Source organism: Mycobacterium marinum (assembly GCF_003391395.1).
Lineage (GTDB): Bacteria > Actinomycetota > Actinomycetes > Mycobacteriales > Mycobacteriaceae > Mycobacterium > Mycobacterium marinum.
Map to the genome: position 1 here is coordinate 5,839,159 of NZ_CP024190.1, position 19,739 is coordinate 5,858,897.

Genomic DNA, 19,739 nt, shown 5'->3' on the forward strand with positions numbered 1-19,739 from the left:
CCTAACTTGTCCTGGGCTTGCGTGGATCTTTACAGATTACGTCCGTTGTGTAAGCGGGTCATCGCTGGGTTGCCCGCCGGCCGCACGGTCGGGCGCGACTGGGGCCCCCGTTGACCCCGGTTGGCTGCCGCAACGGTCGCAGCCGATGATCGCGGGTGAACACCAGGCGGACCAGACCGAGTCCGACGACCACGGTGGTGGCCGCAACGGAGCCGAGGATCAAAAACATCACGACCGCCTGCACCAGCACGGCCTGCAGCGGTGATACACCGGCCAGGATGAGCCCGGTCATGGCGCCGGGCAGGAACACCAACCCGGTGGCCTTGGTGGTCTCGATCTGCGGCGATATCGCTGACCGCAACGAGGTCCGCAGGTAGGGGGCGGCGGCCTGACGGGAGGGCTGCCCCAACGCTAGTCTCGCCTCCACCTCGTCGCGCTTGTCGCGCAGTTCGTCGACGAGGCGGCGAGCCACCAGCACCATCGCCGTCATCGAGTTGCCGATCATCATTCCGGCGATCGGCACCACGGTGCGTGCCTGCAGGGGAAACACCCCTAGCCCGAAAATCACTCCCAGGGTGAGCACCGCCGCAGCAGAAAATGCGGCGACCGCCAGCAGCGCCAGCCGCGGCACCTCCGGCGCCCTCCGGCGTGCCACATCCCCGGCGTAGCCGATCATCCCGGCGATCCACGCCCAGGACCACCACAGCGAGCGCCCCGGCTCGAACAGCAGGGTCAACGCACCCCCCACCAGCAGCAGTTGCACCAGCGCGCGGGCCGCCGCCCAGACCACCTGCCGCTCCAAGCCCAATCGCTGCCACAGCGAAATCGCCGCCGCGAACGCGACCAGGGCCAGCGAAGTCGCCAGCCCTATCCACCCGATCTGACCGTTCACTAGCTCACCTGCCCGTCTGCGGGCCTGTCCACAACCGAATCGAGGCCGGTGCAGCGCCCCCGGGTGATATGCAGAATGCGGTCGGCGGCGCGCTCGGCCTGCGCCGCATCGTGGGTGACCCACAGCGCCGGAGTCCCGTCGTCCGCCAGTTCCCGGACCGCGCCCTCGATCACCGCGGCCGCGTCGGCGTCGACCGCCGAGGTTGGTTCGTCGAGCAACAAGACTTGCGGTTGCGCCAGCAAGGTCCGGGCCAGGCACATCCGCTGCGCCTCTCCGCCCGATAGCGCGGTGGCATCGCGATCCAGCCACGATCCCCTCAGAGCAACCCGCGCCAGGGTTTCGGCCATCTGAGCTTCGGAGGCGTCCGGCCGAGCGACCCGGAGGTTATCGGCCACGGTGCCGGCAAACGGCGTCGCACGCTGGAAGCACATGCCCACTCGGCGCCGCAGCCACAGCGGGTCACACTCAGCAATATCGTTGCCCCAGAAGAACACTCGCCCGCTCGTTGGCACCTCCAGTCGATTACACAGGCGCAACATCGTCGACTTCCCCGATCCCGATGGCCCGAACACCGCCGTCACACCCTGCGCCGGAACCGCGGCGGTGAACCCATCCAGCGCGCGAACCCGGTCGCGCTGGACGACCACATCGACGAACTCGAACACCGGGCCCTCGCCCACTACGGCACCTCCCAACGTGTGCGGGCTCTCGATCTGACCAGCCGATCATGAAGCCGGCCGCCAGACCCGGCAGTCTCGACCAACAACACTATCGAAAGACGATATCGAAGACCGATTCCATAGGACTCGCTGGCTCACCGGTGTCCGCCTTCGGGTTTCACGGTTGAGGGAATTAGGTTTTCTCCTCCGATAAATCCCGGCGGTGCGGTGAAATCAAACAAAAACCTCACGGTGAATAGATTCGCAGACGAAGCCCCCCGCTCCCCGCCGGGCGATCGAACACGGGCTTCCACACAACTTGGAGTTACCTGAACGTCCTCCTGGGAATTTGCTGACACCCGATTGTCAAAAAGGTTGACAAAGGCGACTTTCCGCCTTGTCGACACGGCGGCCAGCAACGTTTCACTGCGCTTCCCGCAAAGGGCGGTGACCAGCGGTCATACCCACTGCTCGAGCCGCCTGACACGAACCCAGCCGGCGCGAGAAATGGCGCGTCAGCGGGCATTTGATACGACTCGTCAATCGAATACCGCGGCCCACATATTCCTTCGCTATACAAATCTCCAATCGCAGCCAATTTGGCTAATAAAAACCGCGGCTGCCGACGGTCGATGGCGGTGGTACGGAGTCAAACTAAATACCCCCTAGTGGTACAGCTCACAAGGGTGCGCGCGTTGAATTCCGGTACTTTCACATCCCGTGTGGGATCGCTTTACCAAAATCATCAGTCAATACGCCGTGCTTATTGTGGGGCTCTGGATCGTCGGCGCCACCGTGGGCAACCTGTTGATCCCGCAGGCCGAAAGCACGGCACGTTCCCACGGCCGCGGGTTTCTTCCCGCCGACGCGCCGGTATCGGTCGCGGGCGCCAGGATGGGCGAGCAGTTCCGCGACGGCAACGCCGGCAACATCAACTATCTCGTGCTGGAGAGCGATCACCGGCTCGGGCCGGCAGAACGCGCTTTCTACGACAAGTTGTTGGCCAAACTGCGCTCCGACCCCACGAGTCTGGTGTCGGCCATGGACCTATGGTCGGACCCTTATACCGCCAAGGCGGCAGTCAGCACCGACGGCGAGGCCGAATACACGATGCTGCGACTGGCCGGGGATCTCGGCGCGGCGCAGGCGAACGCGGCACTGGACGCGGTGCGGCGGACCGTGGCCGACCAGCCCACCCCACCGGGTTTGCGGGCCTACGTCACCGGCCCGGGCGCCACCGTCGCCGACGAATTCGGCGAGATCGATCGGCAGATGCTGCTACTGACCGGTGTGACCGTGGTTCTCATCGCCCTACTGCTGCTCGCGGTGTACCGATCCGTGATTACCGCCGCGATTCCGCTGGCGGCAGTGGGACTCGGCCTGGCGGTCGGCCGTTCGATCGTTTCACTACTCGGCCAGCACAATCTTCTCGAGGTTTCCGTCTTCTCGGTCGCGTTGCTGGGCGCCATGGTGCTCGGCGGAGCTACCGACTACGCGATCTTCTTGCTCGGGCGCTATCACGAGGCGCGCCGCGACGGCGTCGAGCACGAACAAGCGCTGCTGGCCGCCAATCGCAACGTGATGCCGGTGGTCCTGGCCTCCGCGCTCACCCTCGCCGCCGCCCTGTCGTGTCTGACCTTCGCCGATGTCGGGTTGCTGCGCAGCGCCGGACTGCCCTGCGCGGTAGGCGTTGTCATCGGGATGCTCGCCTCGCTTACCCTGCTACCGGCCTTGCTGGACCTCGCGGGACGCCGTGGACTGGCGCAGCCGAGGACGGTGAACCGGCCGATCCATCGACGCTGGCGGCGTATCGGCACCATGGTGGCACGCTGGCCAGGCCCCGTTCTGGTGGCCGCGGCTCTCGTTCTGCTGATCTGCACGCTGCCCATCACCGGGTTGACCTTCGGTTTCAACGAGCCCGCCGCAGAACCGGACTCCACCCTGGCCAACCGGGGCTACCAGGCCACCGACCGGCACTTCCCGCCGAACCAACTACTTCCGGAGACCGTGTCCATCGAGACCGACCACGATCTGCGCAATCCCACCGGCGTGATCGCGATCGAGCGGGTGACCCGCCAGCTGATGACGATTCCCGGCATCCGGATGGTGCAGTCCGCCTCCCGCCCAGCAGGTTCGGTGCCCGACGAAGCGACGCTGGCCAACCAGGCAGGCGCCATCGGCGACCAGCTCGATCAGCGCATCGCCCAGCTGGATCACCGTTTCTCCTCGATCAATGTGATTGCGCCGACACTATCGCGGTTCTCTACGGCGATATCACGTCTGCAGGAACAGCTTTCCGGCAGTGCGAACGGGCTCGGCCGGGTCAACTCCGGCATCGACGCCATGGACTCCGGATTGGTTCAACTGCACGACACCGCGGCGCAGGTCTCGGGATACCTGAACCCGCTGCGCGACTACACCAACAGCGTTGCCAATTGCCCCAGCGACCCGGTGTGCGCATTGGTACTCAAGGTGATCGATCCGGCTGATTCCATTGTGGTGGAAACGAATTCGCTTGCCAAAGGAACATCACAGCTGGGCGCGGGAATGTCCGACACAGCCAAGTCCCTGACCACCGCCGATCAGTCCCTGGCCATCATGGGCGCCGACATGGCACAGCTCAGCGCGACGACCGCACAACTCGCCGACGCCGTGCACGATGCGCACACCGCGATTTCGGACATCATTGATTATCTGCGGGGCCTGCGCCAAGGCTTTCAGGGCAGCGCCGAGGGCACCTTCTACCTGCCCCAGCAGGCCTGGAATGACCCGCGCTTCCAGCGAGCGGCCAACCTGTACTTCTCCCCCGACGGACACGTGACTCGGCTGCTGGTGTTCGGCGACGGCGCGGTCTTCGGCGGGGATGGCGCCAACCGGTCTCCGCAGATCGTCGCCGCCGTCAAGGCCGCTACCAAGGAGGGCGTGCTGGCCGGAAGCACGGTGAACATCGCCGGCTTCGGCACCGCGACCGCCGAGTTGCGCGGGTACGTCCACCACGACTTTGTCTTGCTTGCCGCGGCAGCGCTGGCATTGGTGTTTCTGATCGTGCTGTTGATGCTGCGCAGCCCGGTGGCGGCGGCGGTGGTTATCGGTGCGGTGATCGTCTCGTATCTGTCGGCACTGGGCATCAGCACGTTCATCTGGCACGACCTGCTGGGCAAGGACCTGCACTGGGCGGTGCAGTCCATGGCCTTCATTTCGTTGGTGGCGGTGGGCGCCGACTACAACCTGCTGCTCACAGTGCGGGTGCGCGAGGAGGTACTCGCCCACCCGGACCGCGGGGTCGGTCTTCGCACGGCAACGATCCGTGCCTTCGGTGGCGCCGGCGGGGTAGTCACCACCGCGGGCATCGTCTTTGCGATCACGATGTTTGCCATGGCGTCCAGCGACGTGCTCAGCATCGAGCAAGTCGGCACCACCATCGGGGCCGGGCTCATCGTCGACACGCTGGTGGTGCGCATCTTCGCGGTGCCCGCGATCATGGGCCTATTGGGTCGGTGGTTCTGGTGGTCGCCGCCGCCGTTCCTGCGCGCTTCGTTGGCGGGCCCTCGCCGCTGGGGACCTTGGTTCCGCAAGCGCATCGCCTCGGCGCGACGCTGGCTGTCCACTTCGGTGCTGGCGGCGTCGGTTCGGTACCTCCGCAGAACCGCATCGGGCTAGCGGGAGATCCGGCCCGGCCCTCGGCCACCGCGTCATGAGCCTAGAATCGCAATCCGATATCGGTTTCGTCACCACGTGGAGGTGGTGTGAGTGCGGGAATTCCAGCGGGCGGCGGTGCGATTGCACATCCTGCATCACGCCGCCGACGATGAGGTTCACGGCGCCTGGCTGACCGAGGAGCTGAGCCGGCACGGCTACAAGGTCAGCCCCGGCACCTTGTACCCGACCCTGCATCGGTTGGAGGCCGACGGTCTGCTGCTGTCTGAGCAGCGGGTTGTCGACGGCCGCACGCGTCGCGTCTACCGGGCCACCTCCGCCGGACGGGCGGCGCTGACCGAGGATCGCCGGGCCCTGCGGGAGCTGGCTCGCGAGGTCTTGGGCAGCGACCTCTAAGCCGAGCTGAGCGCGCCAACCAGGGCGATCGCTGCAACGCAATACGGGTGTGGCCTACAGTTGTGTGATGCCTACAAAAACTGATCATGGCGATATCGGCGACGTGGAGCCACTCGCCGACAGCACCGCCAACCAGGCCAGGCGTGTCGTCGCGGCCTACGCAAACGATGCCGACGAATGCCGCGTTTTCCTATCCATGCTCGGTATTGGACCGGCGAAGCCCGAGAACTAAATGGGTCCCGGGGGACGCCAGTCCGCGGAACCTGCAAGCACGGAGGTCTTCGGGGACTCAGACTTTGTAGTTGTCGCCAACCGCCTGCCCGTCGATCAGGAGCGGCTTCCCGACGGCACCATCGCCTGGAAGCGCAGCCCCGGCGGGCTGGTCACGGCCCTCGAGCCGCTGTTGCGCCGGCGGCGGGGGGCCTGGGTCGGCTGGGCGGGTGTCGTCGAAAACGACGTGGACGTGCAGGACGAGCCGATCGTCCAAGACGAATTGCAGCTTCAGCCGGTACGGCTCAGCGCTGACGACGTCGCCCAGTACTACGAGGGTTTTTCCAACGCCACCCTGTGGCCGCTCTATCACGACGTCATCGTCCGGCCGATCTATCACCGCGAATGGTGGGATCGCTACGTCGACGTCAATCGCCGGTTCGCCGAGGCCACCGCCCGGGCCGCCGCGCGCGGGGGGACAGTCTGGGTGCAGGACTACCAGCTGCAGTTGGTCCCCAAGATGTTGCGTGCCATGCGCCCGGATCTGACCATCGGCTTCTTCCTGCACATCCCCTTCCCGCCGGTGGAGCTGTTTATGCAGCTCCCCTGGCGCACCGAAATCATCCAGGGCCTGCTGGGCGCCGATTTGGTCGGCTTCCACCTGCCCGGCGGTGCCCAGAACTTCCTGATCCTGTCGCGCAGACTGGTCGGAGCCGACACCTCGCGCGGGACGGTTGGGGTGCGGTCGCGGTTCGGCGAGGTGATATTGGGATCGCGCACCATTCGCGTCGGCGCCTTTCCCATCTCCATCGACTCCGGCGCGCTCGACCAGACGGCCCGCGACCGTAACATCAGGCGCCGATCCCGCGAGATTCGCGCCGAACTGGGCAATCCCCGCAAGATCCTGCTTGGTGTCGACCGGCTCGACTACACCAAGGGCATCGATGTCCGCCTCAAAGCCTTCTCCGAGCTGCTCGCCGAGGGCCGCGTCAAGCGGGACGACACCGTCTTGGTGCAGTTGGCGACACCAAGCCGGGAACGGGTGGAGAGCTACCAGACCCTGCGCAACGACATCGAGCGCCAAGTCGGCCACATCAACGGCGAGTACGCCGAGGTTGGCCATCCGGTGGTGCACTATCTACACCGGCCCGTTCCGCGCAACGAACTCATCGCCTTCTTCGTGGCCAGCGACGTCATGCTGGTCACCCCGCTGCGCGACGGGATGAACCTGGTGGCCAAGGAGTACGTGGCCTGCCGCAGCGATCTGGGTGGCGCCCTGGTGCTCAGTGAATTCACCGGTGCCGCCGCCGAACTCCGGCACGCCTATCTGGTCAACCCGCACGACCTGGAAGGCGTCAAGGACGGGATCGAAGAGGCGCTCAACCAGACCGAGGAAGCGGGGCGGCGCCGGATGCGGTCGATGCGACGGCAGGTACTTGCTCACGACGTGGACCGCTGGGCCCGATCCTTCCTGGACGCATTGGCCGACTCGCGCCCCAACGATTCGGCCGACGCCGCCGACTAGACCAACCCGGCCGCCAAAGCCATGGTTTTCGGGCCGAAACGCTGTGATACTCGAGAAGGCGTGCAAGGCGTTCAAGGGAGGTTCGGCGTGAAGATCCGCCATGGCCTGGCCGTCGGCGCCGGCATTGTTTCGGCCGTCGCGCTGGGGCTGACACTGGAATCGGAAAGCCCGGCACACGCGCTGGGGCCCCCACCGGACGGCGCGTACACCCTCAATGAGGCCGGGGTGTCGGGGGTGACCTGGACAATCACCGCGCTGTGCGATCAGCCGTCGGGCACTCGCAACATGAACGACTACTCCGACCCGGTGGTATGGGCCTTCAACTGTGCCCTCAACGTCGTGAGCGCGACACCGAACGCACCGATAACCCGGGCGGAAAAGCTGCAGAACTTCAGCGGCAGGGCTCGGCTATCCAGCGTGCTGTGGACCTTCACCGTCACCAAACAGGACGGCGTCGTGTGTCCGGGCGGCGGCACGGCACCGTCCACCGACACCTATGCGTTCAGCGATGAAACGATGAGCGGTACGCATACAACACTGCACGATGCCGTCTGCGGCATGCAGCCGGACATGAAAAAGGAGCCGTTCTCCCTGCAGATGGTCGGGCCTCCGCCCAGCCCGATCGAGCGTTACCCGTTGTACTGCAACGACATTGCGATGTGCTACTGACACTGCGCCGAGGGCACCAAGGACACTGCGGGTGAGCCGGAAACTCAGATCGGCGTGATGTACGCGATCAGCCACTTTCCACCGATGCGCTTGTAGTCCACCCGAAGTCGGCTGCCGTCGTAGAGCGGCTGGCGCGATTTGTCGGTCACCGTGCGGTTCAGGTAGACCATCACCGACGCGGAATTCCGTTTGGCCGCCATGACTCCGACGCCGACGACATTGGCCTGGACCACCACTTCGCGTTTCTTGGCCTCGGGGATGATCTGCGCGTTGGCGCTCTTCTCGAATTCCTCGCGATAGGCCGGGGTCAGCAACGGATAGGCGGCATTGAGGCTGCGCTCGACAGTTTGGTAGTCGTATCCGAAGACCAGGGGTATATCTTTGGCGGCCAGCCCGGGCAGCACCGCGCGCGCCGCGGCCTCCCCGCGCGCCTCCACTCGGTCCCAATAGAACCAACCGCCGAGGGCGGCCAACCCCACGATGACGACAGCCAGCATGCTTGCCGCGACAGTGATCACCCACCGCTGCCACCGCCGCAATCGCATCAGTTGCCCCCGTCCGGATACTTCAGGTCGTAGCCGGTCATCCGCCCGGTGTCGTCCTCATGCACGATGACCCGCAACCGGTAGGGCATGGAGGGCTTGTTGACCCCATCGATGTCGGCGACCGTGACCCGGACCGAGACCAGCACCGACGCGTTGTCGGTAACGGAGTCGATGTCTTCGAGCGCGGCACCGTTGATGACCGCCTCCGAGGTGGCGTTGGTGGCGCGAAACAGACCCTTGAGGTTCTCGACGTTGTTGTTCGCGCTCAGCATGCCGCGCAGCGGCCCGCTGGTGCCGTCGACGAACCGGTTGACGGCCTGGTCGATGGTGTCGGGCGTGTAGCTGAACATGTTGACCACCGTCTGGGTGGCGGTATCGACGAAGCGTTGCTGGCGGGCCTGTACGGCTTCGGCGTCGCGGTGCCCCACCATCAGGACGGCCACGCCGGTGCCCAGCGCGGCGGCCAGGACCAGCCCGGCCGCCGCAGACAGCCATCCGACCAGCTTGCGGTGGGCCGGACGCCGTGGCGGCGGCCGAACCGCCGTCAGCGACCTGGCCGGCTTGGCCGGCTTGGCCGGCCGCTTGGCAGTGCTCGGTGCGGCGGTAACCCCGACGGTGGTTTCACCCGCATCCGATTCGCCGGACTCGCTTTTCGCGGGCCCCGCGGCACGAGACGCCCGCCGACGCACCCGCTGCGTCGGCGTCTGCTTATCCGCGTCTGCCGATTCCACTACTTCCACCACATAGGCCCCCGCATCAGCGCTTACATGGTCCTTGGAGCAAGCATGAGATCCACCCAATTCTCCGCGCTGGACGCTCCGCTGATGCCACCCGCGAAGATACCAGTGCCACCGGCCGGGTCCTTGAATACACCGGTGAGCGGGTCATAGGTGGTGTAGGCCGGGCCGCTGGCTTGTGGCTGCGGCCCGGGTTCCGGGCCGACGCCCACCGGCGGTGGCGGCGGCGGCAGCGTCTTGGGGTAGGGAATCTGCGGCGCCTGCGGCGGGTAGTCCGGCGGCATCCACGACGTGAACGGCGGCGGTGGCCCGTTGTCGTTGGGTGGCGGAGCGGGCTGGGCCGGCTGGTTGGGCGCCGGTGGCGGACCAGGGATCACACCGGGCGGTGGCGGCCCCACAATCGGAGTGCCCGGATCCGGATCCGAGTCCGGCGGAATGTAGGGAAACTTGTTGGGAGGCAGAACGTTGAGCCCATCGGTGACCGGCGTGTCGTAGGGCACCGGCGGACCGCGCCAGGGGTTGCGCCCAACCGGGACGTACCCCTTCGGGTCACGGCACAGCTGAATGGTGGGCGCCCGCTTGCCGGGGAACTCCTGGCAGGGGTAGTTACGCGCACCGCGCACCGTGGTGGCGTCGTTCTGCGCGACCTTGCAGTACATGTCCGGCGGAAGTTCACGCAACGTCTCGTCGGCGGGTGACCGAATCAAGGGCGGCGGCAGAAATCCCACGTTGCATGGCGGCGGGTCGTTCAGGTCGACCTTGAAGTCCAGCTTGGCACCCTCGTCCTGCGGCACACCGCCGGCGGCGGTGGTGATCGCGGCGAACAAGGCCGGAAAGACCACCAACAGCTGCTCGATCGACTTGTTATAGATCACCCCGACCCTGCCCAGGTTGGCCAGGTTTGCCGCCAGCGCCGGAAAGGACGGACGGATACCGGAAAACGCGGTGTTGGCCTCATCGATGGCATCCGGTGCGGTGGCCAACGTATTGCGAAGCCCCGGATCGGCCTGGCGCAGTTCCGCGGTGAACCGGGCCAACCCGTCGGCCAACGATTTGATGTCGCCACCGGCTCGCACCTGCGCTTGCAGGAACGGCCCGGCCTGGTCGATCAACTGCGAGACCTGCGGGTAGTCGGCGTTCGCCTCGTCGACCAGCAGTCGTGCCGACTCCACCAGCCGAGCCAGCTCCGGCCCCGAGCCGTTGGTGGCCACGAAGGCCTCGTGGAGCACCTCGCGCAGCCGGGTATCACCGAGGCTGTTGACCAGCGTCTCGGCTTGGTGCAGCAGGTCGGCGACGTCCTGGCCGATCCGGGTGTTGTTGCGCTCGATCCGGGATCCGTCGTGCAGCCTGCCCGCCGACGGATCGTCGGGCGGAACCAGATCGATGTACTGCTCACCGATCGCCGACACACTCTTCACGGTGGCTGTGACGTTGGACGGGATGGCGGTGCCACTGTTGAGCCGCATCTGCGCGGTCACCCCGTTGGGGTTCAGGCCAACCGATTCCACCCGCCCGACCGCGACACCACGGTAGGTGACGTTGGCGTTCTTGTACAGGCCCCCGCCCGCGACGAAGTCGGCGCTCACCTCATAGGTACCAATGCCGAACGTGGCGGGCAGCCGCAAGTAGAAGATGCCCATCACCGTCAAGGTGAGGACCGTGATGATCGCAAAGATGGACAGCTGGATCTTGGTGAGCTTGTCGATCATCGTCTCGGCCCCTACTGTGACGCCGTGCCGGCTGGAATCTTGAACGGGTCGGCCGCCTGTCCGGACAGGTTGGCCATTTCGCCGAGCAAGAAGTTGGGCGGGTTCACGATCTCGTCCATGTGCGCCATGTTCGGGTCGAAGTAGGCGGTGGTGAAGAACGTTTCACCGATCCGGCGCAAAGTCAGGTCAAAGGTGGTGAACACGTTGAGGTAGTCGCCGCGCACCGCCTGCTTGATCCCGAAGTTGGGGAACGGGAACGTCAGCAACAGCTGCAATGAGGAGACAAACTCCTTGCGGTTGTCGTTGAGCGCCTTGACAACCGAGTACAGGCCCTTGAGGTCTTCGGCGAAATCCACCTTGGTCTTGGACAGCACGTTCGAGGTGACCATGGCCAGTCTCTTCAGCGAGGAGAACGCCTCGACGATGTTGCCGCGATTCTTGTTGAGCACCCGAAGCGCGTCGGGCAAGGTGTCCAGCGCGCGGCCTAGATTGTCCTTGTCCCTGGCCAGGATTGCGGAGAATCGGTTGAGCCCGTCCACCGCACCGATGATGTCGTCGACTTGCTTGTTGAGGCCCGCCGTCAGTTCCGCGAGCCTGGGCACGAGGTCGACGAACTGCCCTTGCCGGCCCGCGACCGCCTGGTAGACCTCATCGGTGATGTCTTCTAGCGCGCCGACATTGCCCTTGTTCACCACCACGCCCAGCGCCGAGAAGACCTCCTCGGTGGTGGGAGATCGACCGGTGTGCGATTCCGGGATCCTTGACCCGTCGGCGAGCCTGCCTTCGGCGGGTTTGTCGGTCGGTGCGGCCAGTTCGATGTGCAGTGACCCCAGCAGGGACGTCTGCGAGACCTTCGCGGTCGCGTTGGCCGGCAGCACCACGTTCTTGTCCAAGGCCAATTTGACCGCGGCATAGAAGGATCCGTCAGGTCGCTGCACCGCATTGATGCCGGAGACACTGCCGACGGTGACCTCGTCGACCATCACCGGTGAGTTCTGCGGAAGCGTCGCCACGTCCGGCATTTCCACCGTGACCGAATACGCACCGCCACCGTGGCCGGCGGTGCCGGGCATCGGCAGGGAATTCAGCCCGCCGTACTGACAGCCAGCCAGCAGCGCACTGAACGCCACAAACACGCTGCTGCGTATCCAGATTCGGCTCATCCGCCGGCCCCCTGCTCGGCGGGCAGTGGCGCCCCCGGCGCCGGGCTCGACAGGCCGGCATCCGGTCCGGCCGGTGCCGGCGCGGGCGGAGGCCCGGGCGCGGGGCCATAACCCGGCGGAGATCCGGGCGCGGGCCCGGGGGCTTGGGGAACAAACAGACTCTGCAGATCGGTGGTGTTCCCCGGCGCGGGTTGCGGTGCAGGGTGAGCCGGGATCCAGGTCAGCTCCGGAACCGGTGTCTCGGCTTTGGCCTGAGTGGCCGGGGTGTCATAGATGATCTGGCCCTTGTAGGCGGTGATGGTGTTGAGCGGGTGGAACAGGAACGGCGGGTAGTTGGCCGTGAGCCGGCGCAACACCGGACCCAGCCGCTCCCGGCACAGTTCGGCGCGCCGGTAGTAGTCGGGCGCCGATTTCCCGGCCGCGGTGTCAAAGGAACCACCGCAGATGAACTGAACCGGGTTGGCGAAGTTGGGTATGGAAAGCAACCCGTTGAGGGTGCCCTGTGCGGGGTCATAGATGTTGTAGAAGTTGGTGATACCGGGACCGGCCACGTGCAACACCTGCTCGATGTTGTCGCTCTGGTCACTGAGGGTCTGGGTGAGGTCGCCGAGCTGGTTGACCGTTTCGATCAGCGTCGAGTTGTTTTCGCGCAGGAACCCTTTGATGTCCGAAAGCGCCTGGTTGAGCGTGCCCAAGGTGTTGTCGAGGTTGCGCGAGCTATCGGCGAGGACCTGCGACACCGAGGCCACATGGCCGGCGAACTGCACAATCTGTTCGTTGCTCTGCGAGAGCGCGTCGACCAGCACCTGCAGATTCTTGACCGTGCTGAAGATGTCGTTGCGCGAATCACCAAGGCGTCCAGCCACTTGCGACAGTTCCCGCAACGCGTTGTGGAACGAGTCGCCGTTGCCGTTGAGGGTGTCTGCGGCCTGGTTGATCGCCGCTCCCAGCGGGCCCTGAAGTTCGCCGGCGGCCGGACTGAGCTGGACAGCCAGTTGGGTCAGCGATTCCTTGACTTCGTCCCATTCGACCGGGATCGCGGTGCGGGACAGATCGATGCTCGCTCCGTCGGGCAGCACCGCTCCGCCGGTGTAAACCGGGGTGAGCTGAATGAACCGCGCCGCCACCAAGTTCGGCGAAACGATCAGCGCCTGGGCATCCCGCGGAATCTTGACGTCGTTGGACACCGACATCGTGATCTTGACGTCGGCCGGCCGCGGCTCGATCGAGTCGATCCGCCCGACCGGCACACCGAGGATGCGAACCTCGTCCCCGGGGTAGATGCCAACGGCGGAGGTGAGGTACGCGACGACTTTCCGGCCGCTCTCGCCCCCGGAGAACAGCACGTAGAGGCCGCCGACCAACGCCGCAACCAGCGCGACGATGGTGACCGTCCGCATACCCCGACTACTGAGACGTTGCTTCATCATGGTGACTTCGGCCTGATGATCCAGCGCTCCTGAATCAGCCCGCGCAGGTAGTCGGCAAAGCTATCCGGCAGCTTGCCCGGCTGGAACACGGTGTCGAACACCATGGCCACCATCGGTGCAGGCAGCACGCTGTAGACGTTGACGTTGAAGCCCGGGCCGGAGCCCACCACTTCGCCCAGCGTGGTCGCATAGGCGGGCAGCCGCTTGAGCGCCTCGGTGATGTAGTCGCGACGCTCGTTGAGGTTGCTCACGACCAGGTTCAGCTTGCTCAGTGCCGGCCCGAACTCTTTGCGGTTGTCGTTGACAAACCCGGAAAGCTGGACCGAAACGTCGTCGATCCCGGAGATCAGCGCGCCGAGCGCAGAACGTCGCTCATCCAGGGCCGCGAACAGCTGGTTGCCGTCCTCGATCAACTTGTTGACCTGCGCGGCACGTTCGGACAACACCCCGGTCACCGTCTTGGCATGCGCCAGCAGGCCTTGCAGCGCCTCATCTCGGGTGTTGAGGGTGCGCGACAGCGCGGTCACGCCATCAAGTGCACCGCGCAGCTGCGGGGTGGCGTCGTGCAACGTCTCGGTGAGCACCTGCAGCGCGTGCTCGAACTGCGGCTTGTCCAGGTTGCTCGCGCTGCCGCCCAGATCCTGCAGGGCGCCATTGAGCGTGTAGGGGGTGGTGGTGCGGCTCAGCGGGATCGTGGTGGCATTCCCGCTGCCCGCGGGGGTCACCGCAACGGAGCGCTCGCCGAGAATGGTGTCGGTGCGGATCGCGGCCAGTGACTGGTCGCCGACCACGACGTGGCGGTCCACGCTGAAGGTGATCTTGGCGGCGTCCCCGGCCAGACTCACATCCGAGACGGTGCCGACCTTGAAGCCCGAAACGTAGACGTTGTTTCCGGGAGTGATGCCGCCGGCGTCGGAGAAGTACGCGTTGTAGGTCTTGCCCTGCGGCAGGAACGGCAGTCCGCTGTAGCCGAATGCGATGAGCACCACGCAGATCACCAGCACCACACCGAAGATGCCGGTGCGAAGCGGGTCGCGGTCGTGTTTGCTACTTGGCAAAAGCGCACCTCCCCTTGCTGGGATCGGGCTGGCCGCCCATCGGGATCAGGATGTCACTGCCGGCCGGACCGTTGATCTTGATTGTCACCGTGCAGAAGTAGATGTTGAAGAACGCCCCGTACGAGCCGAGGGCGGCCAACCTCAGGTAGTCCTCGCCCAGCTGCTCGACGTCGTTGTTGACCTCGTCCTTGCGGTTGTCGAGTTCGGTGGCCAGCGGCCGCGCGTTTTCCAACAGCCCCTGCAACGGCCGGCGCGAATTCTTCAGCAGCTCCGTGAGGTCCGTCGTCGTCGATGCCAGCGGCGGGATGGCTCCCGCGATGACGTCCTTGTTCTCGGCCAGCCCGGTGATCAGCTGCTGCAGCTGGTCGACGCTGGCCGAAAACTGTGCGCTGCGCTGGTCGACGGTGGCCAGCACCGAGTTGAGGTTGGTGATCGTGTCGCCGATGAGCTGGTCACGTCGGGCCAGCGCGGTCGAGAAGGCGCTGGTATCGGCGAGCACGTTGGCCAGCGCCCCGCCCTGGCCCTGCAGCAACTCGATGACGGCGCCGGTGACGGTGTTGACCTTGTCGGCGTCCAGGCCCTTGAGCACCGGGCGCAACCCGCCCAGCAATGCGTCCAGATCCAGCGCGGGTTGGGTGTGCTCGGCGTTGATGGTGCCGCCCGGGGGCAGCTTGCGCAGCTCGCCGGGCCCCGAGGTGATCTCCAGATACCGGTCACCAACCAGGTTTTCGTATCGGATCACCGCCCGCGTCGACGAGTACATCGTGTACGCCCTGTCGATCGCGAATGCCACGTCGATCGTGTTGTCCGGGTTGAGGTCGACGGCCTTGACCGAACCGACCGGCACCCCCGCGATTCGGACCTTCTGGCCCGCCTTGAGGCGCGACGCGTTGGTGAACGTCGCGTGGTAGACGTTGGTGGGCCCAAAGCGAAAATCCCCGAATACCACGACCAAAGCGGCGGCCACCACCAACATGACCACCCCGAAGACGCTGACCTTGATCACCATCGACCGGTGCGACGGCATACCCCCGGACGCCATCAGAAGTCGTCCCGTTCCGCAAAGGTGCCGTGGAACAAGAATTGCAGTGTCGAGGGCGCGTCGACCTGTACCTCGGTGAACGGCTCGTAAGGGATGTTGGCGTTGTCGGTGACCAGAAAGGGTGCCCGGTAGAACGACCCGCCGGTCTGCTTGGTCGGAATATCGGGCAGGCCACGGCAATTCGGACCGCCCGAGGCGTTCACGATCGGCAGGCTCTCCGGGTAGGTGTAGGAGGGCGAGCCCAACACGAAGCTCGACGAGGTGAACAGGCCGGCCTTGCGGACGCCGATCAACGGGGCGAATTCCTTGATTCCGCGCCCGATGCCTTTGAACAGGCAGCCGAATTCCGGCGAGTAGTCATGCGCCACCTTCACCGGGGCCCGCAACCGGTTGATGGCGGCGATGAAATCTTGCTCGGCCGGCGCCAGCGTCTCGTAACCGTTGTTGGCCAGACCGATGGTGGCCAGCAGCGTGGTGTCCAGGTCGTTCTGCTTGTCCACGACCGTCTTGTTGATCGTCGGGAGGCTGTCGAACACGGTGTTGAGGTCGGGCGCCGCGTCGGCGTAGGTGTTGGTCACGATCGCCGCCTTGCGGAAGTCCTCCTGCAGCGTCGGCAATTTCGGATTGGCTTGGCGGGTAAGCGTATTCAGGCCGGACAGCAGCGCACCCAAGTCGTCGCCGTGACCACGCAGCCCCTCCGACAGCGCGCTGAGCGTTCCGTTCAACTCGACCGGGTCGATCTTGTGCAGCAGATCTATCAGCGACTGGAACAGGGTGTTGACCTCGAGCTGAACCTCGGAGGCCGTCACCTTCGCATTGGGGTGCAGCGAGGTCGGCGACGGCGTCTTGGGCGGGATGAACTCCACCGACTTGGCGCCGAAAATGGTGTTTCCGGCGATGTGGACCGTCGCGTTCGACGGGATGAAGTGCATCTCGGCGCTTCGGATGGCCAGCTTCAGCCGTGCCTGATCGCCGCTGTAGTAGATGTCCTCGACCGTGCCCACCTGGATTCCGCGGTATTTGACCTTGGCGCCCTTCTCCATCACCAGCCCGGCCCGTGGCGAGGAGACGACCACGGTGTCGGTCGGAGTGAAGGCCGAGGTGTAGGACAGGTAGGTCAGGGCGATGCCCGCCACCAACAAGCTAGCCAGCAGCGCTGCCGCCACCCGCGCGGAGGTGCGTCGCGATCCGCCGCCTGCCATAGCCCTATCGAGTCCTTATCCAGAGAGGTTGAAATTGCCGGACGCTCCGTAAACGGCGAGCGAAATGAAAAGGGTAATGACTACGACGACAATCAGCGAGGTACGCACCGCCTGACCGACGGCGATCCCGACCCCCACCGAGCCGCCGCTGGCGTTGTAGCCGTAGTACGTATGCACCAGCATTACCGCGATCGCCATCACGATGGCTTGCAGAAATGACCACAGCAGATCGGATGGAATCAGGAAGGTATTGAAATAGTGGTCATAGAGTCCCGCGGACTGTCCGTTGATGAAAACCGTGGTGAAGCGGGCGGCGAAAAAGGCCGCCAGCACCGCAAGCGAGTACAGCGGAATGATCGCGACCAACCCGGCGATCAACCGCGTCGACACCAGGTAGGAGACCGAGTGGACCGCCATGCACTCGACGGCATCGATCTCCTCGGACACCCGCATCGCGCCAAGCTGCGCGGTGGCACCGGCGCCGATGGTGGCCGCCAGTGCGATACCGGCGATCACCGGAGCGACGACACGCACGTTCAGGAACGCCGACAGGAAGCCGGTCAACGCCTCGATACCGATGTCGCCCAGCGATGAGTAGCCCTGCACGGCGATGACGCCGCCGGACGCCAGGGTCAGAAAGGCCGCCACTCCGACGGTCCCACCGATCATGACCAGGGCCCCCGCGCCCAGCGTCATCTCGGCTACCAGTCGGATCGTTTCCTTGCGGTAGCGCGTGATCGCGTTGGGGATGTAGCGCACGGTTTCGCCGTAGAACAGCGCCTGCTCGCCAAAGTTGTCGACCGGCCGAACCAGCCTCGACATGAACCGGTGAAAGCGGATAGTGACGTCATAGCTCATCGCCTCATCACCATCGCTTGCTATCGGTCATTTGTTACCGGGCCGAGATTCTCACGCCGATAGCGGTCATCACCACGTTGATCACGAATAGGCAGATGAACGCGTAGACCACGGTCTCGTTGACCGCATTGCCCACGCCTTTGGGCCCACCTTTGACGGTCAGGCCGCGATAGCAGCCGACCAGACCTGCCATCACCCCGAACAGCAGGGCCTTGATCTCGGCGAGGATCAACTCGCGCAGCCCGGTCAGCACGGTCAGACCGTTGATGAACGCACCGGGGTTGACGCCCTGCAGAAAGACCGAGAACGCGTAGCCACCCGACAGGCCGATCGCGCACACCAAGCCGTTGAGCAGCAGCGCAACCACAGTGGAAGCCAGGACCCGGGGCACCACCAAGCGTTGGATGGGGTCGATGCCCAGCACCCGCATCGCATCGATCTCCTCGCGGATGGTGCGAGCACCCAGATCCGCACAGATCGCGGTGGCGCCGGCACCCGCCACCACCAGCACGGTGACCACCGGCCCCAGCTGGGTGATGGTGCCAAACGCGGTCCCGGCCCCCGAAAGGTCGGCGGCACCGATCTCGCGCAACAAGATGTTCAGGGTGAATGCCACCAGCACCGTGAACGGAATGGAGACCAGCAGCGTGGGCACCAGTGATACCCGGGCCACCATCCACGTCTGGTCGAGGAACTCCCGGAATTGAAACGGCCGCCGGAAGGCGGCGCGCGCGGTGTCGATGGACATCTCGAAAAACCCGCCGACCGCCCGGGCTGGAACCGCAAGTTGTTGAATCAACTTGGTCCCCCGTCCCAGTCGGCGACGACGCCAGTGTTTCCCAAGAGCCAGCCCAGGGTCCGCACCTGCCTTCGTGTGAGCCGGCTCATACTAACTCAGAACGACTTGGGCATGTCAATGAACGGATACTCGTATAATCACGATCAATCTTGCTGGTCAGTTGCGTTGCCGCGCGGGTAAGTCCGCCACCGGCCCTAGCCGATGGCAGGCCCCGGGCAAAGTCCACTTATTCCTGCTCAAGCCATCAGCGAGCTAGCGGAAAAGTTGTGTTCGGGGTTTCGCCCAGCAAAATAATCGTGCAATGTGTCGGTTAGCTGGCCGGGCTCCCAGGCCGGGCCGTTCGCACTGAACTTGTGCTCCGCCGTCGGCGCCGCCACCAGCGTCACCTGCGGACCGTAGACGATGAACAGCTGCCCGTTGACCGCCGCGGCCGCCGGGGACGCCAGGAACTGCACCAGAGTCACCACGTGTTCCGGCGACAACGGGTCGATCTCGCCCGCCGCCACGTCGGGCGCCGCCCCGAAGACGTCGGCGGTCATGGCGGTGCGGGCCCGCGGACAGATCGCGTTGGCGCATACGCCGTAACGGCCCAACGCCCGCGCCGCGGACAGGGTGAGTGCGGTGATGCCGGCCTTGGCGGCGCCGTAGTTGGCCTGCCCGACGGGACCGACCAGCCCCGCTTCCGATGAGGTGTTGACCAGCCGCCCAAATATCGAGCCCCCGGCCGCCTTGGCTTTCTGGCGCCAATAGGTTGCCGCATTGCGGGTCAGCAGGAAGTGGCCGCGCAGGTGCACCGCGATGACCTGGTCCCAGTCCTCGTCGGTCATGTTGAACAGCATCCGGTCGCGGGTGATGCCGGCGTTGTTGACCACGACATCGAGCCCGCCCAGCCCATCGGCGGTGGCAATCAGTTCATCGGCGGTGGCGCGCTGGCTGATGTCGCCGGCCACCGCGATCGCCTTGGCACCGACGGCGCTGATCTCATCAATGACGTCAGAGGCGTCCAAGGCCGAGTCGATGTCGTTGACCACCACGGTGGCGCCGAGCCGGGCCAGGCCGACCGCCTCGGCACGGCCCAGTCCCGCGGCCGCGCCGGTGACCACCGCGACCCTTCCGGACAGATCGGTCACGTTCGTGCTGCTAGTCAATTTATGAATACCTCTAGTTTCCGGTTACGCCATGGCGGTT

18 protein-coding genes are annotated in these 19,739 nt (G+C 65.4%); 5 read left to right on the top strand and 13 right to left on the bottom strand.

The window, feature by feature from the left end; translation table 11 throughout:
- Window positions 1-58: 58 nt before the first annotated feature.
- Both CCUG20998_RS24740 and CCUG20998_RS24745 read right to left on the bottom strand, forming a co-directional pair.
- Complete coding sequence (locus CCUG20998_RS24740) at window positions 59-892, bottom strand: ABC transporter permease (protein WP_020730686.1); 834 nt, start codon at window positions 890-892, stop codon at window positions 59-61.
- Window positions 892-1,572, bottom strand: a complete 681-nt coding sequence (locus tag CCUG20998_RS24745) for an ATP-binding cassette domain-containing protein (protein WP_020730685.1) — start codon at window positions 1,570-1,572, stop codon at window positions 892-894. The genes CCUG20998_RS24740 and CCUG20998_RS24745 overlap by 1 nt, the downstream gene beginning before the upstream one ends.
- 699 nt (window positions 1,573-2,271) lie before the next feature.
- Here CCUG20998_RS24745 and CCUG20998_RS24750 point away from each other — a divergent pair.
- The 5 genes from CCUG20998_RS24750 to CCUG20998_RS24770 all read left to right on the top strand — a co-directional run bounded on the left by CCUG20998_RS24750 (window position 2,272) and on the right by CCUG20998_RS24770 (window position 8,008).
- Window positions 2,272-5,211 (top strand): MMPL/RND family transporter, encoded by a 2,940-nt coding sequence (locus CCUG20998_RS24750; protein ID WP_020730684.1) that lies wholly within the window; start codon window positions 2,272-2,274, stop codon window positions 5,209-5,211.
- Window positions 5,212-5,301: 90 nt separating this feature from the next.
- Window positions 5,302-5,604, top strand: coding sequence for an Rv3488 family transcriptional regulator (locus CCUG20998_RS24755; RefSeq protein WP_012396502.1), 303 nt, complete (start codon window positions 5,302-5,304; stop codon window positions 5,602-5,604).
- A 67-nt stretch (window positions 5,605-5,671) separates the two neighbouring features.
- Window positions 5,672-5,836 carry a hypothetical protein gene (locus tag CCUG20998_RS24760; protein WP_011741708.1) on the top strand — a complete coding sequence of 55 codons (165 nt, stop codon included), beginning with the start codon at window positions 5,672-5,674 and terminating at the stop codon, window positions 5,834-5,836.
- A complete protein-coding gene (locus tag CCUG20998_RS24765) occupies window positions 5,837-7,339 on the top strand; it encodes an alpha,alpha-trehalose-phosphate synthase (UDP-forming) (RefSeq protein ID WP_012396503.1) in 1,503 nt (500 codons plus the stop codon).
- Between the two features lie 87 nt (window positions 7,340-7,426).
- Window positions 7,427-8,008, top strand: a complete 582-nt coding sequence (locus tag CCUG20998_RS24770; protein ID WP_012396504.1) for a hypothetical protein — start codon at window positions 7,427-7,429, stop codon at window positions 8,006-8,008.
- 44 nt (window positions 8,009-8,052) lie between these two features.
- Here CCUG20998_RS24770 and CCUG20998_RS24775 read toward each other — a convergent pair whose 3' ends face one another.
- The 11 genes from CCUG20998_RS24775 to CCUG20998_RS24825 all read right to left on the bottom strand — a co-directional run bounded on the left by CCUG20998_RS24775 (window position 8,053) and on the right by CCUG20998_RS24825 (window position 19,699).
- The gene (locus tag CCUG20998_RS24775) at window positions 8,053-8,553 is read right to left on the bottom strand and encodes a hypothetical protein (RefSeq protein WP_011741710.1); all 501 of its coding nucleotides are present in this window, start codon (window positions 8,551-8,553) and stop codon (window positions 8,053-8,055) included.
- Window positions 8,553-9,293, bottom strand: coding sequence for a mammalian cell entry protein (locus CCUG20998_RS24780; RefSeq protein WP_171944442.1), 741 nt, complete (start codon window positions 9,291-9,293; stop codon window positions 8,553-8,555). The genes CCUG20998_RS24775 and CCUG20998_RS24780 overlap by 1 nt, the downstream gene beginning before the upstream one ends.
- Window positions 9,294-9,316: 23 nt before the next feature.
- Window positions 9,317-10,999: a virulence factor Mce family protein gene (locus CCUG20998_RS24785; RefSeq protein WP_012396506.1), complete on the bottom strand. Its 1,683-nt coding sequence runs from the start codon at window positions 10,997-10,999 to the stop codon at window positions 9,317-9,319.
- A gap of 11 nt (window positions 11,000-11,010) precedes the next feature.
- Window positions 11,011-12,162, bottom strand: coding sequence for a virulence factor Mce family protein (locus CCUG20998_RS24790; protein ID WP_020730682.1), 1,152 nt, complete (start codon window positions 12,160-12,162; stop codon window positions 11,011-11,013).
- Window positions 12,159-13,592 (bottom strand): virulence factor Mce family protein, encoded by a 1,434-nt coding sequence (locus CCUG20998_RS24795; RefSeq protein WP_116269151.1) that lies wholly within the window; start codon window positions 13,590-13,592, stop codon window positions 12,159-12,161. The genes CCUG20998_RS24790 and CCUG20998_RS24795 overlap by 4 nt, the downstream gene beginning before the upstream one ends.
- Entirely contained in the window at window positions 13,589-14,650 is a 1,062-nt protein-coding gene (locus tag CCUG20998_RS24800; protein ID WP_020730681.1) for a virulence factor Mce family protein, read from the bottom strand. Before CCUG20998_RS24800 ends, CCUG20998_RS24795 begins: the two co-directional genes overlap by 4 nt.
- Window positions 14,640-15,692, bottom strand: coding sequence for an MCE family protein (locus CCUG20998_RS24805; protein WP_012396510.1), 1,053 nt, complete (start codon window positions 15,690-15,692; stop codon window positions 14,640-14,642). The genes CCUG20998_RS24800 and CCUG20998_RS24805 overlap by 11 nt, the downstream gene beginning before the upstream one ends.
- Window positions 15,692-16,894 carry a virulence factor Mce family protein gene (locus CCUG20998_RS24810; RefSeq protein WP_020730680.1) on the bottom strand — a complete coding sequence of 401 codons (1,203 nt, stop codon included), beginning with the start codon at window positions 16,892-16,894 and terminating at the stop codon, window positions 15,692-15,694. Before CCUG20998_RS24810 ends, CCUG20998_RS24805 begins: the two co-directional genes overlap by 1 nt.
- A gap of 15 nt (window positions 16,895-16,909) precedes the next feature.
- Window positions 16,910-17,752, bottom strand: coding sequence for an MlaE family ABC transporter permease (locus CCUG20998_RS24815; RefSeq protein ID WP_012396512.1), 843 nt, complete (start codon window positions 17,750-17,752; stop codon window positions 16,910-16,912).
- 34 nt (window positions 17,753-17,786) lie between these two features.
- Window positions 17,787-18,551 (bottom strand): MlaE family ABC transporter permease, encoded by a 765-nt coding sequence (locus tag CCUG20998_RS24820; protein WP_015357355.1) that lies wholly within the window; start codon window positions 18,549-18,551, stop codon window positions 17,787-17,789.
- Between the two features lie 236 nt (window positions 18,552-18,787).
- Window positions 18,788-19,699 (bottom strand): 3-oxoacyl-ACP reductase, encoded by a 912-nt coding sequence (locus tag CCUG20998_RS24825; RefSeq protein ID WP_036456694.1) that lies wholly within the window; start codon window positions 19,697-19,699, stop codon window positions 18,788-18,790.
- Window positions 19,700-19,739: the final 40 nt, after the last annotated feature.